The organism is Brevundimonas sp. (assembly GCF_965279155.1).
GTDB lineage: Bacteria > Pseudomonadota > Alphaproteobacteria > Caulobacterales > Caulobacteraceae > Brevundimonas.
This window is the reverse complement of the sequence record NZ_OZ257138.1, coordinates 2,712,774-2,726,494: the sequence shown is the minus strand read 5'-3', so window position 1 is coordinate 2,726,494 and position 13,721 is coordinate 2,712,774. Positions and strand designations below refer to the sequence as shown.

Here is a 13,721-nt window from a genome sequence, read left to right as displayed (position 1 = left end):
TTCAGATCAGGCCCTCGACCCACGCCCTCAGCGGATTGGCGGGATCGGACAGCAGCTTGATCACCATGCCGATGCAGATCACCACCAGCAGCGGCCGGATCAGCTTGGGCCCGAACCGCATGGCCGCGTGCGAGCCCAGCCAGCCGCCCAGCACCTGACCCACCGCCATGATCAGGCCGATGGCCCACAGCACATGGCCGCCGATGGCGAACACCACCACGGACACCAGATTGCTGGAGAAGTTCAGCGCCTTGGTATGGGCCGTGGCGCGGGTCAGCCCCATCCCCATCAGGGTCACCAGGGCCAGGGCGAAGAACGACCCCGCGCCGGGACCGAAGAAGCCGTCATAAAAGCCGATCCCGCCCGCCACGGCCCCGAAGGCGAAGGGCGTCAGCCGCGCATGGACATCCTCGTCGCTGGCCTTGGGCCCGACCAGGAAATAGACCGCGATCCCCGCCAGCAGAAGCGGCAGCAGCACCATCAGCCAGGTCGCATCGACGAAACTGACCACCACCGCGCCCAGGGCGGCGCCGATAACCGTGGCGATCAGCGGCCATTTCAGCAGGGCGAAATCGATCCGTCCCTTGCGCCAGAAGGTCCAGGTCGCCGAGGCCGTGCCGAAACTGCCCTGAATCTTGTTGGTGGCGATGGCCGCCACTGGATTGACCCCGACCGCCAGCAGCACGGGCACGGTGATCAGGCCGCCGCCCCCGGCGATGGCGTCCACGAACCCCGCCGCCACGGCTGCGGCGAACAACAGGGCGATGATTTCCGGGGCGAACTCGATCATGGCGCGGACCTAGGCCGTTCCCTGACGCCGATCCAGCCTCGATTTCGTCAGGCCCCGACCGTGATCTCCATCGGCCGTTCGACGAACAGGCCCGGCCCGCCCAGGTCCAGCGCCAGACGCCGGTTCTCGAACGCCGCCATCCCCACCAGCGCCTTGGGAAAGCCGGGCACGGCGACGTCGTCATAGATAGCGACTGCCGCCTGGCGATACAGTTCATCGCCAATCGTCAGGGTGCGGACGATCACCGTCTCCGCCCCCACGACGCCGCCCAGGACGATACTCTGGCCCGCCGTCCGTTCGCGCCCGTCCAGCAGCCCCGCCGCCTGCGCCGTCTCGCGCGTCACGGCCAACACGGCCGAGGCGCCGGTGTCGATCACCGCATTGACCGTCGCGCCCTCGACCGTGATCGCCGCCTGCAGCGCCTTGCCCGCGCGGGTCACGGTTATGGGCGCCAGCGACGGAGGCGGCGTCCAGCCTTCGCGCACCAGGAACCGCATTCGATGCTCGGCCGTATCCAGCTCCAGCACCAGCTCGCGCAGCACATCCTGACCCAGGATCAGCGCCGCCCCCAGCCCCTGTTCGCTCGCCAACGGCCCCAGCCCCAGGATCGCCGCCCGCAACCCGTCCAGCCGCAGGCCGCCCACCACAACATCCAGCGTCGTCCCGCGTCCGACCTGCGCATCGCCGCCGACGCCGTAGGCCACCATCGGAATATTGAAGACGTTCGTCAGCCCCAGCGTCTCGACCAGCGACCGATCGATCACCGAATACTGCGCCCCGGAATCGATCAGCGCCCGCACCGGCTTTCCGTTGACCGTCACCTCCACCGTCGGCGTCGCCGCCCGAGGCTCGGCATAGGCCAGCCAGCCGGTCGATCCGCCCGCCGCAAAGACGACCGACGGCCCCTTCCACACCACATGATCGCGCAGCCACCAGGCCCCGCCCACACCGCCGGCGACCAGCCCCAGCCGGATCAGAAGATCGCGTCGTCTCATCGCCCAGACATGGACCGTCGCGACGATCGGCGCCAGCGGGGCAATGGTCGCAACGCCCCTACCTCTCCCCCATCCGTCATCCTCGCCCTCGTGGCGAGGATCCAGACGCCCGGTCTTCCCGCAGCCCGCACTACCGGCATGCACCGGGAGTCTGGATCCCAGGGACAAGCCCTGGGATGACGGAGTGTTTTGACGGCAGTCGTGAGTAAAACCCGGCATGGTTTTGTCGCATACGCCCGCAACTGCCGAACAGCCGACAATTTCCTCCCCCGAACGATCAGAAACCGGGTGACGCAGCGTCCTCCGCTGGCTACGACCTCAACCATCATGAGCACCTCCAGCGCCCGCTACGTCTCGACCCGAGGCCAATCGCCCGACTCCAACTTCGCCGACGCCCTGCTGCGCGGCATCGCGCCCGACGGCGGCCTCTATATGCCGACCGCCTGGCCCACCCTGTCGCCCGCCGCCTGGACCGGAAACGCCGACTACAAGTCCATCGCGCTCCAGACCATCGCCCCCTTCATCGGCGACGCCCTGCCCGCCGGCGCCCTGGACCGCGCACTGGACCGCCTGACCGCCGGCTTCGACCATCCGCTGGTCACGCCCCTGGTCGAGTTGGAGCCGGGCCTGTTCGTGATGGAGCTGTTCCACGGCCCGACCGCCGCCTTCAAGGACCTGGCGATGCAGCTGGTCGCCAGCCTGACGGACGAGGCCCTGGCCGCCTCGGGTGAGCGCCTGACCATCCTGACCGCCACATCCGGCGACACCGGCGCCGCCGCCGTGCGCGCCTTCGCCGGCGCGAAATCCGTCGATCTGGTCGTGCTCCACCCGCTGGACCGCGTTTCGCCGGTGCAACGCAAGCAGATGACCACGGTCGAGGCCGACAACGTCCTGAACCTGGCTGTGCGCGGCGATTTCGACGATTGCCAGCGTCTGGTGAAGAGCCTGCTGGCGGACGAAAGCTTGCGCCAACGCGGTCGCCTGTCCTCGGTCAATTCGATCAACTGGGCGCGGCTGGCGGGCCAGATCCCCTACTATGTCTCCGCCACGGCCCAGCTAGGCGGCCCGGCCACCTTCGTCGTCCCCACCGGGAACTTCGGCGACGCCTTCGCCGGCATCGCCGCGACGAAGATGGGCCTGCCGTCCAACGGCTTCGTCGCCGCCGTGAACCAGAACGACGCCCTGGCCCGCGCCATCAACGACGGCCTCTATTCGCGCCGCGCGGCGGTCGAGAGCGGCAGCGTCTCCATGGATGTCCAGGCGCCCTCCAACTTCGAACGTCTGGTATTCGAGGCGACCGGCCGCGACGCCGACGCCACGCGCGCCGTGTTCGAGACCTTCGCCCGCGACGGCGCCGTCGCCTTCGATCCCGACCTGCTGGCGGCTTTGCGCGCCCAGGTCTCGGCCGTCTCCATCGACGAGACCGAAACCCGCGCCGAGATCGCCCACGCCCATGAGACCTGGGGCCGCGTCGTCTGCCCGCACACGGCCGTGGCCCTCGCCGCCGCCCGTCGTCAGGACCGCTCCAAAGGCCCCGTCGTCGCCCTGTCCACCGCCCACCCGTCCAAGTTCGGCGCCTTCGTCTCCGACGTCCTGGGCTTCGAACCAGAACCCGCAAACGTCATCGCCGCCCTGGGCGATAAGCCCGAGCGGTTGACGGTTATCGATGGAACGATGGAGGCCGCCTTGTCCGCGATCCAACACCGGGCGACAGCGCTTTAACCAAGCCTATGCACCGCGCCTTAGGTTGCGATCCGCCAGACATAAGGCGCAACCACGGGGTGAGTCATGATCCGAACGGATAAGAAGGCTTTCGGCGTCGCCGCTGCGTTTGCGGCCGCCTTCTACTTCTTTTGCTTGAAGAACGGCCTGCTCTTCCTTCCGGTCCTGTTCAAGAGCTTTGACAAGCTGATCATCTGGCTGGCGCTGGGCGCAGCCGGCTACGTCACCCTGTTCGCCGGAGCGCATTTCGCCATGCGCCGCCTCAAGTTCGGCGGACGGGGCGCATATGCCCTCGCAGGGGCCATGTCGCTGGCGATCATGTTCATTCTGCTTGATCTGACGGCCGCAATCGACGCCTTCCAACAGGGCTATGGATTGGTGCGAGTCATAGCGCCCGGCATTTTGGGAGCGATCTTCGGCTTCCTCTACGCCTATCGCGCCGGCTGGGATCAGCCGGATGACATCGAGGGTCTCGCCGAAAGGATTGCATCGACGTCGGGAGACCGGTCTTCACCCGCTTTGGTCGAAACTGGCGTCACGACATATTTCGACGGCCCCGTTCAGGTGCGGACGTCCGTTCCGATCATGTTGCTGGCGGCCTTGTTCGGCTCAATCCTGATGGGCGTCGCCACTGTGCTCAGCAAGGCGGGCTGGGAAGCGCTTATGCTACCCGAGCGAGCGATGGGCCCCGTGTTGCAACATGGAATAAATGCGATCCTGGCTTACTCGCTTGAGGCGACCATGCTCGGCATCATCACGATTTTGCCGATGACAGTCATGATCTGCGCCGGCCACTACGCGCTGCGAGGCCTCGGAAAGACGAGTCCTGTTGCATTCTTCGTCGTGGGCCTCACAGCGCCGATCCTGTTCACCATTTTCACGCTTGGCATGTTTATGGTTATTGGCGTGTCGCTCATTATTCCAATGGGAATAGCGATGGTCGTTTACAGACACATGGCGGGCCTAGAACCTCGCCCTGTTCGCGAGGATATTCTCGCCAAGGATCACAGAAACCTTGTCGGGGCCGACCACCCGCGTCGCCGCTTCGGTCGCGTCATCCGGTAAGCCGGCCCCTTAAGTGTTTTAGCGACGACCGCCGCGGGTCAGCATGCCCAGCAGCATCAGGCCGACGCCTGCGACCGACAGGGTGGTGACCAGCGGACGCTTGCGGGCCTCGGCGGCGACGGTGCGGGCCTTGTCGCGATAGTCGGCGGGCACCTTGTCGACCAGACGATCGACCGAATCCATGGCTTTGCCGAAGGTTTCGAGCGAGCGGCCCTTGGCGTCGTTATAGGCCCCTTCGACCTGCATCTTCTGATCGCCGACCAGATTGCCGAAAGCCTTTTGGGCCTTGCCTTGAGCTTGCGAGGCTGCGCCGTTGATTTGTTCGTCGGTCATGGTGTCATCCTTGGGGAGAGAGCGGCGATCTCGCCGTTGCTGCATCAAAAGCCCGGTGACGCTTTCGGTTCCAGCGACCTGCCGACGCAGGCAGCGCGATCCTTTCCCTCCCCGCTCCGGGGAGGGTGGTCGCGCAGCGACCGGGTGGGGGCGGCCCGGCAGGGACGCGAGTGCTGGATCGGCGACGGATCGGTGCGCGGTCACTCGGCCGCCCCCACCCGACCTCGCCTGCGGCTCGGCCACCCTCCCCGAACGGGGAGGGAAAGGAAGCCGCATCCCTCCTAGTTCTGGAAGCGAGGCGTCGTGATTTCAATCACCTACCGGCCGACAGCGGCAATCGACCATCCAGCCCCAAAACCGTGAGACACTGTCCCTCCGATCTTTGACATCGCCGCCGTCCCCAATTGCACTGTCTTGCACTTTGCACGCGTTTTCCGAGTGCAATGCAATTTCCAGATTGAGACGAAGTGCACACATTGCACTGTGTTTTTCGCAGTCGATTCAGGCCGGCTCCACCGCCCGCCAGTGGTCCATGCGGCGCAGGAAGACCGCCGGATCCTTGGGCGTCACCAGGTTGGCCGGGTCGTGGAAGATCCGGTCGTGCAGCCGCGTCACGGTGAACCGCAGCGCCGCCGCCTCGCCCAGACGCGGCAGGGCCGCCCGCTCGGCCGCGCTCAACGGCCGCACCGTCTCATAACCCCGCTGGAAGGCCGCCAGCGCCTCGGGGATCGCCCGCCCCTCGGCGTCGAACCCCCAGGCGGACAAGGCGATGGCCAGGTCGTAGGCGAAGGCGCCGGTGCAGCCGAAATAGAAGTCGATCACCGCCGATACCGCGCCGTTCTCGAACAGGATGTTGTCGGGGAAATAGTCGGCATGGATCGCCCCGCTCGGCAGATCATCCGTAAACGGATCACCCAGCCTTCCCAGCGCCGCCTCCACCCGGTCCAGCAGCCCCCGATCCTCGACTGACGCCCTCGCCGCGCCCCCCGCACAACGATCCGCCAGCCTGCGCCACATGGCCGGTCCGACCGGGTTGTCACGCCCCAGTTCGAAATCGACCGCCGTCAGATGCAGCCGCGCCAGCACCGCCCCGGCCGCCGCCTGATCGGCCGCAGACGGCGAGCGCAGCCAGGCGCCGGTCTTCCATTCGATCACCGCCGCCGCCCGGCCGTTCAGCCGCCCCAGCCAACCGCCCGCCCGGTTCTCGATCGGCGTGGGGCAGGCGAAGCCTTGCGACGCCAGATGCGCCGTCAGCCCCAGGCAGAAGGGTAGCGACGCTTCGTCCGTCCGCCCCTCGAACAGCGTCAGGACGAAGCGCCCCTGCGTGGTGTCCAGCCGATAGTTGGTGTTCTCCACCCCCTCGGCGATGGCCGTCAGTTGGACCACCTCGCCGATGTCGTAACCGGCCAGGAACCCCTTGGCCTGGGCCAGCGAAACGGGGGTGAAGACGGCCATGACCTAGTTCAGGCCCGCATCGGCGCGGCGCGCACGCACGATTTCGGCCAGGTCCGCCATGATGCTCTCGGTCGTGGCCCAGCGCCCGGCGCCCCGGCCCCGGCAGCGCCAAACCCGGCCGTCGGCGCCGTAGACCTTCAGCGCATTGCCCTCGCCCCGCAGATTGGAGAACAGCGGATCGCCGTGGTCGGCGTTCAGCTTGACCGAGGCCTGGATCACCCCGTCCTTCAGATGGGCGGCGCCGATCTGGCGCACCCCGCCTTCGGCCGAGGTGGCCTCGGTCAGGTGGTCGCGCGGCACCTCGCCGTCGGGCGAGCGGCCAAACGCCTCGTGGCACAGCAGCCGCACCTTGGCCGCCGCATCCAGCCCTTCCAGATCCGACGACGGATCCTCCTCCGCAAAGCCCGCCGCGCGGGCGTCGGCCAGGGCCTCGTTGAAGGCGGCGCCGTCGCCCAGCCGCTCCAGCATGAAGTTGACCGTGCCGTTCAGCACCGCCTCGAACCCGACCACCTCGCCGGCCGCGCGGGCGGCGCGCACCGTCTCGATCATCGGCGATCCGCCCCCGACCGAGGCCGACCAGAAGATGCGCCGACCGTGCGCCTTCGCCAGGGCCTGAAGCCCGCCCGGATCGCGGCTGACGGCCTGTTTGTTGGCGCTGGCCACGTCGCAACCGGCCTCCAGCGCGGCGCGGATCACCGCATGACCGGCCTCGCCTTCCGACAGTGCCTCCAGCACGATGTCGGGCTGCTTGGCCCACAGATCGTCGGCGTTCGCCGTGAACAGCGAGGCCGGACAGGCCACGTCACGCGCCTTCTTGGGATCGCGCACCAGCACCCCGACCACGTCATAGCGCGGATCAGCCAGCAGCCGCCCCAGCACCCCGCCGCCGACCACGCCGCATCCCGCGACCGCAACCTTCAGCGGCGGCAGGGCGGGGGCCGGTCCCGGAGGCGCCGATTTGTCGCTGATGGTCGTGCCGTCGGCCCGGTCCAGCGCCGCGACCTCGATCTCAACCCCCCGGCTTTCGCCCAGGTCGATGGCGTCATGCTGAACCAGCGCCCCGCCCAGCTTGCGCGCCACGTCCCAGGACGCGCGGCGATAGCGCAGGGCCGGGGCCGTATTGTCGTTGGGATCATGGTCGTAAAGGCCGTCCACATCCTTGACCAACCGCACCCGCTTCAGCCCCAGTTCGGCCGCCAGGAAGACCGCCGTCAGGTCCGATCCGCCCCGCCCCAACAGGGCCACCTTGCCGTCGGGCCGCACGGCGCCAAAGCCAGGCACCACCACCACCTCGTGCCGGTCCAGCGCCTGTTTCAGCTGGTCGGGCCGCAGGCCGCAGGGGCGCGAATGCTCCGGCTCGCCCTCCGCCACGATGCCCAGTTCGCGCACCGACAAGGCGCAAGCGTCCAGGCCGATCCGGTCGCAGGCGATGGCCACCAGGGCCGCCGACTTCTCCTCGCCCAGGGCCACATAGCCGGGCAGAAGGTCGTTGGAATGGGCCAGGCCCAGGGCCCGCGCCTCGCCCAGCAGCCGGTCGGTCGCCCCCCCGAAGGCCGAGACCACCGCCACCACCTTGCGCCCCGCCCGCACATGGCCATAGACGGCGGAGGCGACCAGCGGCGCCTCCGCCGGGCTGCGCAGGATGGACGAGCCGAACTTCAGCACCACCACTTCGGGGGCGGCCAAGCCTGGTGAGGGCTGACTGCTGGGGTCGAGGCTCTCGGATTTCTCTACGACGGCGAGGGTGGCGGACATCAGGGTTCTCGAAAAAGTCGGGATGGGGTGGGGTGAAATAGAAAAACCCCGCCAGGCGGACCGGGCGGGGTTCGGGTTCTGCGGTTGCCGGGGTTCGGCGCGCTAAACTCGTCCCGCCCGTATGGGCATGGTGGTGGTGGTCGTGCCGGTGGCGCCAATAATCATGCCGAAACGCGTCGCGGCGAGGCCGGCGACGGTGGAAAGTTCGGCGATGAGCGAGCGCTGTTGCACAGGGCAGGTCCGGTTGAAATCTGAGCCTAGGGTGATCGGACCACCCCCGTCCTGTCAAGCAGCGATGGATGATTTTTCCGCGACAGACCGATTTTCGCTCATTTCACACCCAGCCGCATCGCCCGGCGACTACTAATGGCATGAATTTTCCGCTTGACCGGCGCCGCCTGTTTGATCAACGTAAAGTCACTCATCAAGACCAGCCGAGGGATTAGGCCCTTTGACGCTGGGGCAACCATCGGGTCTTACAACTCGAAACGGTGCCAACTCCTGCGAGATCCTTCGGGATCGCGAGAGATGAGTGGAGCATCGGCGATACGACGCTCCACGATCTGTCACCGCATCGAGCCTTGCTGAGCGAGAACGATGCGGAACGACGATGACACTGGCTGAAACCTCCCTGCTCGAAGACCCCGACTGTCGCATCGCGACAGCCAAGCCTGCCGTCCGTGAACGCGGCGGCGCCCGCGACGTCATCGTCCCCATTCCCGCCGACTTCCGCCTGGCCTCCGGCGAACGGCTGAACCAGCCCAATATCGTCGGCCGCCTGCACGGCCGGATCGGCGCGCCCGTCGTCGTCGTCGCCGGCGGCATCTCGGCCGGTCGGTTCGTCCACCGCACCGAGACCAACGGTCTGGGCTGGTGGTCGGGCGCCGTATCGGTGCGCGGCCCCATCGACCTGAGCCGCTTCCAGGTCCTGGCCGTCGACTTCGCCCCCGGCGCCGAGTTCCTGGAAACCCCCGTCACCATCACCACCCACGACCAGGCCCGTCTGCTGGCCCTGGTGCTGACCCATCTGAAGATCGAGCGCGTCTCCGCCTTCGTCGGCTGCTCCTACGGAGGCATGGTCGGCCTGGCCTTCGCCGAACTGTTCCCCGACTGGGCCGAGCAGCTGATCGTCGTCTCCGCCGCCCACCGCGCCCACCCCCAGGCCACCGCCTGGCGCGGCATTCAGCGCCGGATCCTTCAGTTCGCCGTCGCCGCCGGCCACCCCGAGGAAGGCGTCGCCCTGGCCCGCGAGCTGGCCATGACCACCTATCGCACGGCCGAGGAATTCCACGACCGGTTCGAGACCACCGCGCCTCAGGCCGCCGGCGGCGCCTATCCGGTCTGCGACTATCTGACGGCGCGGGGCCAGGCCTACCGGACCCACACGACCCCGGCCCGCTGGCTGTCGATGTCCGACTCGCTGGACCGCCACAGCGTGACGCCCGAGGCCATCACCACCCCGGTCACCCTGATCGGCTTCACCTCCGACCGGCTGGTGCCGATCGACGACATCCGCGAGCTGGCCGCGCGGTTGCCGACCCTGTGGCGCTTCGTCGAGGCGCCCTCCCTCTACGGCCACGACGCCTTTCTGAAGGAGGACGCCTTCGTCGGCGACATCCTCCGCGCCGCCTTCAAGGATATCAAAGCATGACCCGCCGCCCCCCTTCTTTGCGTCAGGCCGACCCGCACACCATCGCCGCCCGCACGGGCGTGGATACGGACACGGCCCACGGCGCAGTCATGCCGCCGCTCTATCTGTCGTCCAACTATTCCTTCGCCGGTTTCGAGCAGAAGCGGAAATACGACTACAGCCGCTCGGGCAACCCGACCCGCGACGTGCTGGCCGAGACCTTGGCCGAGCTGGAAAGCGGCGCGGGCTGCGTCATCACCGCCACCGGCATGGCCGCGGTCGACCTGCCCCTGGCCCTGCTGGAGCCCGGCGACCTGCTGATCGCGCCGCACGACTGTTACGGCGGCACCTGTCGCCTGCTGAACGCTCGCGCGAAGAAGGGCCATTTCGAACTGCTGCTGGTTGATCAGGGCGATCCCGTCGCCTTCGAGGCCGCCCTGGCGCTGAAGCCCAAACTGGTCCTGGTCGAGACCCCGTCCAACCCCCTGCTGCGCCTGGTCGATGTCGCCGACATCTGCACCCGCGCCCATGCAGCCGGCGCCAAGGTCGTCTGCGACAACACCTTCCTGTCGCCGGCGCTACAGAACCCGATCAAGCTGGGCGCCGACTTCGTCGTCCACTCGACCACCAAGTTCATCAACGGCCATTCCGACGTGGTCGGCGGCGCCGTGATCTCGGCCGACGCCGAGGATCACCAGACCCTGGCCTGGTGGGCCAACTGCACCGGCGTGACCGGCTCGCCGTTCGACGCCTATCTGACCCTGCGCGGGGTCCGGACCCTGTTCGCCCGGATCGAGCGGCAACAGGCCACGGCGGGCAAGATCGCCGAGCTGCTGAACGCCCACCCGGCGGTCAAGGTCGTCCACTATCCCGGCCTGGCGTCCCACCCCAACCACGCCCTGGTCGCCGCCCAGCAGGCCGGGCCGGGCGCCATGCTCAGCTTCGAACTGGAAGGCGGTACGGACGCGGTGCGCGACCTGGTCGAGGCGCTGGAGATTTTCACCCTGGCTGAATCGCTGGGCGGGGTCGAAAGCCTAATCGCCCACCCCGCCACCATGACCCACGCCGCCATGACGCCGGAGCAGCGGGCCACCGCCGGCATCGGCGACGGCCTGGTGCGCCTGTCGGTCGGGCTGGAGCATGTCGAGGATCTGATCGCCGACCTGTTCCCTGCGCTGGACGCCGTCATCCCTGCGAAGGCGCAGGCCGCCTGATTTTTTGCTTGCAGAGGGGGCCGAACCGGGGCAAATGCGCCGCCCCGGCCGCGGTCCCTTCGTCTATCGGTTAGGACGTCAGGTTTTCAACCTGAAAAGAGGGGTTCGACTCCCCTAGGGACTGCCACCGGGTTTCAGATATTCGGAAAGTCGAGCTATCGCTCCGATCCCGGATTAAGATTTCGGTAACTATTTTGTTCGGAACCGAGCATTAAGCCCTTCGATTCACGGACTTTTTTCGGACGCACTCAGGAACTATCCACAGGGACTGTGGTTAACCCACCGTTAGCTCGGCGCAGAAGCGCCTCTCCCTCCTGAACCGAGACACCCATGTTCATCGCCATCGCCCGCCCGGCGGTGGAGCCCCAAGGCCCCGACGCCGTCGCCGTCCCCGGCTCTCCCGCCATCGCCGAAATGTCGCCCCGCGCCCTGCATGCGCGCCTTCTCGAAAACGCCGCCCAGCGCCGCCTGCGCGGACTGGAACGCCGCCGCGAACAGCGGATGGACGACGCCGACTACTGGCTGCACGCCGCCCCCATCGCCGTCAGGAAGGCCAGCGCCCTGCGTGAAGAGCGCAGTTTCGCGCCCCTGCCCTAATCAGCGAAGTTCGGGCGTCCGGCGGCGCAGAGAGGCCTTCAGCTTCTCCAGCTTCTGGCCCGCCGACTTGGGCCGCACGCGCTTGCGGTGCTCCAGCCCGCCGCCCCACAGGGCATGGACCGGCGCATCCAGATGCGGATGGCGGTCGTGCTGGTGGACGATGGGGCTGAACCCGCCGTCGGGATTGATCACCTTGCCGTCCGCAAAGGTCAGGCCCTCGCCGGGCGTCAGGCCCAAGGTCGCCACGCGGCCGTAGTTGGGCCGGATCGACGCGCCGACCAGCCCCTGATGGATCGCCATGTTGAAGCCCGCCTGATCGGCGCCGAAGGCCCCGCCGAACTCCGAACGCGGGGTGGCCGCCAGCGACAGGATCAGCCGCGACAGGCGCGAAACTTCGGCGCGCGGCCCCAGGATCGTGCCGACGCACAGGCAGGCCTTGTCGGCCAAAGACGCCGCGATCCCTTCGCCGAACAGGGCGCGCAGATATTTCATGTTGAAGGCGTGATCGGCAAGCGGCGCCTCGGCCTCGACGAAGGCCTCCAGACCCTCGGGCGCCGGCGCGAACGGCGCGGCCTGGAAGATCACGTCGCGCACGTCGCACGCCAAGGCAGCACCCGGACGATCCCCCAGCAGGCCGGCGAAAGCCACGAACCGCTGCATCACCGGATGCGGCGCCCATTCGCGCCAGACGGGCGCATCGACGGCGGTCACGTCATGCTGAGCCAAGAAGGCGCGCAGCGCCGGCTCGGCGTCCACGACCAGGGCGACCGGCCCGTCGAACACGGCCCTCAGCGACAAGACGAAGGGGGCGATGTCGGCGGCGTCGTATCCGGTGGCGTAGCCGACCACCACGTCGCCATCGGGCAGGGGCGCGATCCCGCGTCCGACCTCCAGCGCCTGGGCCAGCCAGTCCAGATAGTCTGACCGCACCGCACCCTGTTTCATGGCGTCAGCGCGGCCCCATCAGGTCTGCGAACCGGTCGAACAGATACAGGCTGTCGGCCGGGCCGGGCGAGGCCTCCGGGTGGTGCTGGACGCTGAAGATCGGCTTGTCCTTGACGGCGATGCCGCAGTTGGTGCCGTCGAACAGGCTGACGTGGGTTTCGGTCACGGCGTCGGGCAGGCTGTCGCGATCGACGGTGAAGCCGTGGTTCATCGACACGATCTCGACCTTGCCGGTGGTCAGATCCTTGACCGGATGGTTGGCGCCATGGTGGCCCTGTTCCATCTTCACCGTCCGGGCGCCCAGGGCCAGGGCCAGCATCTGGTGACCCAGGCAGATGCCCATCAGGGGCTTGCCGCTGGCGACCAGTTTCTGAATCTCGGGCACGGCGTATTCGCCGGTCGCGGCCGGATCGCCCGGACCGTTGGACAGAACCACGCCGTCGGGATTGCGGGCCAGAACCTCTTCCGCCGTCGTCGTCGCCGGCACTACGGTGATCCGGGCGCCGGTCGAGGCCAGGGCGCGCAGGATGTTGCGCTTCACGCCATAGTCGATGACGACCACGTCCTTGCGGCCTTCAGTCTTCGGATGACCTTCCGGCCATTCCCACAGGCCCTCGTCCCATTCGAACGCCTGCAGCGTCGAGGCGGGCTTGGCAAGGTCCAGGCCGACCAGGCCGGTCCAGGCGCGGGCCTGGGCGATCAGGGCGTCCAGATCGAACTGGCCGTCCGGATTATGAGCGATGACCGCGTGCGGGGCGCCCTTGTCGCGGATGATCTTGGTCAGGGCGCGGGTGTCCACGCCGGCCAGACCCACCACGCCGCGCCGCTTCATCCAGTCGTCGAAACTGGCGTCCGAGCGATAGTTGGCCGGATCGGTCGGCACGTCGCGGAAGATGGCCCCGCGCGCCGAGGTCTCGGACCCGCCGCCGATCTGTTCGATGTCCTCGACATTGGTGCCGGTGTTGCCGACGTGCGGGAAGGTGAAGGCCAAGATCTGGCTCATGTAGGACGGGTCGGTCAGGATTTCCTGATAGCCGGTCATGGCGGTGTTGAAGACCACCTCGCCCAGGGCCGAGCCGGTCGCGCCGACGCCGATCCCCTGCAGGATCGTGCCGTCGGCGAGCGCGAGAACGCCGGTGGCGCCCGGAAGTAGCTTGGTCGTCATGGGCGCGCTCCTAAAACCGAATCCGGCCGATACGAAGGCCGGAGGCAAACGGCGG

Annotated in this window: 12 protein-coding genes, 1 tRNA gene and 1 riboswitch; of the genes, 6 read left to right on the top strand and 7 right to left on the bottom strand. The window is 67.9% G+C overall.

Features of this window, described 5'->3' with window-relative positions:
• Position 1: 1 nt before the first annotated feature.
• Positions 2-790, bottom strand: coding sequence for a TSUP family transporter (locus tag ACQY72_RS13025; RefSeq protein WP_428154039.1), 789 nt, complete (start codon positions 788-790; stop codon positions 2-4).
• A gap of 47 nt (positions 791-837) precedes the next feature.
• On the bottom strand, positions 838-1,785 hold the full coding sequence (locus tag ACQY72_RS13020) for a retropepsin-like aspartic protease (RefSeq protein WP_428154037.1): 948 nt from the start codon (positions 1,783-1,785) through the stop codon (positions 838-840).
• Positions 1,786-2,112: 327 nt separating this feature from the next.
• Here ACQY72_RS13020 and thrC point away from each other — a divergent pair, with 327 nt between their 5' ends.
• Positions 2,113-3,507 (top strand): threonine synthase, encoded by a 1,395-nt coding sequence (gene thrC / locus ACQY72_RS13015; protein WP_428154035.1) that lies wholly within the window; start codon positions 2,113-2,115, stop codon positions 3,505-3,507.
• 66 nt (positions 3,508-3,573) lie between these two features.
• The gene (locus ACQY72_RS13010) at positions 3,574-4,572 is read left to right on the top strand and encodes a hypothetical protein (protein WP_428154034.1); all 999 of its coding nucleotides are present in this window, start codon (positions 3,574-3,576) and stop codon (positions 4,570-4,572) included.
• Positions 4,573-4,590: 18 nt separating this feature from the next.
• Here ACQY72_RS13010 and ACQY72_RS13005 read toward each other — a convergent pair whose 3' ends face one another.
• The 3 genes from ACQY72_RS13005 to ACQY72_RS12995 form a co-directional block, all read right to left on the bottom strand.
• Positions 4,591-4,905: a CsbD family protein gene (locus ACQY72_RS13005; protein ID WP_135194776.1), complete on the bottom strand. Its 315-nt coding sequence runs from the start codon at positions 4,903-4,905 to the stop codon at positions 4,591-4,593.
• A gap of 501 nt (positions 4,906-5,406) precedes the next feature.
• Positions 5,407-6,360 (bottom strand): homoserine kinase, encoded by a 954-nt coding sequence (gene thrB, locus ACQY72_RS13000; protein WP_428154032.1) that lies wholly within the window; start codon positions 6,358-6,360, stop codon positions 5,407-5,409.
• Positions 6,361-6,363: 3 nt separating this feature from the next.
• A complete protein-coding gene (locus tag ACQY72_RS12995) occupies positions 6,364-8,115 on the bottom strand; it encodes a Gfo/Idh/MocA family oxidoreductase (protein WP_428154030.1) in 1,752 nt (583 codons plus the stop codon).
• Between the two features lie 418 nt (positions 8,116-8,533).
• A riboswitch (SAM riboswitch) is annotated at positions 8,534-8,650 on the top strand.
• A gap of 75 nt (positions 8,651-8,725) precedes the next feature.
• On the opposite strand from ACQY72_RS12995, the gene metX reads away from it, so the two are divergent.
• The 4 genes from metX (at position 8,726) to ACQY72_RS12975 (ending at position 11,556) form a co-directional block, all read left to right on the top strand.
• On the top strand, positions 8,726-9,766 hold the full coding sequence (gene metX, locus ACQY72_RS12990; RefSeq protein WP_428154029.1) for a homoserine O-succinyltransferase MetX: 1,041 nt from the start codon (positions 8,726-8,728) through the stop codon (positions 9,764-9,766).
• Positions 9,763-10,959, top strand: a complete 1,197-nt coding sequence (metB, locus tag ACQY72_RS12985; protein ID WP_428154027.1) for a cystathionine gamma-synthase — start codon at positions 9,763-9,765, stop codon at positions 10,957-10,959. Before metX ends, metB begins: the two co-directional genes overlap by 4 nt.
• A gap of 52 nt (positions 10,960-11,011) precedes the next feature.
• Positions 11,012-11,086 (top strand) — tRNA-Glu (locus tag ACQY72_RS12980).
• Between the two features lie 203 nt (positions 11,087-11,289).
• Entirely contained in the window at positions 11,290-11,556 is a 267-nt protein-coding gene (locus ACQY72_RS12975) for a hypothetical protein (RefSeq protein WP_428154026.1), read from the top strand.
• Here the strand turns inward: ACQY72_RS12975 and ACQY72_RS12970 are convergent, their stop codons facing one another.
• Both ACQY72_RS12970 and carA read right to left on the bottom strand, forming a co-directional pair.
• Positions 11,557-12,501, bottom strand: coding sequence for a hypothetical protein (locus ACQY72_RS12970; RefSeq protein ID WP_428154024.1), 945 nt, complete (start codon positions 12,499-12,501; stop codon positions 11,557-11,559).
• A gap of 4 nt (positions 12,502-12,505) precedes the next feature.
• Entirely contained in the window at positions 12,506-13,666 is a 1,161-nt protein-coding gene (gene carA, locus ACQY72_RS12965; protein WP_428154022.1) for a glutamine-hydrolyzing carbamoyl-phosphate synthase small subunit, read from the bottom strand.
• Positions 13,667-13,721: the final 55 nt, after the last annotated feature.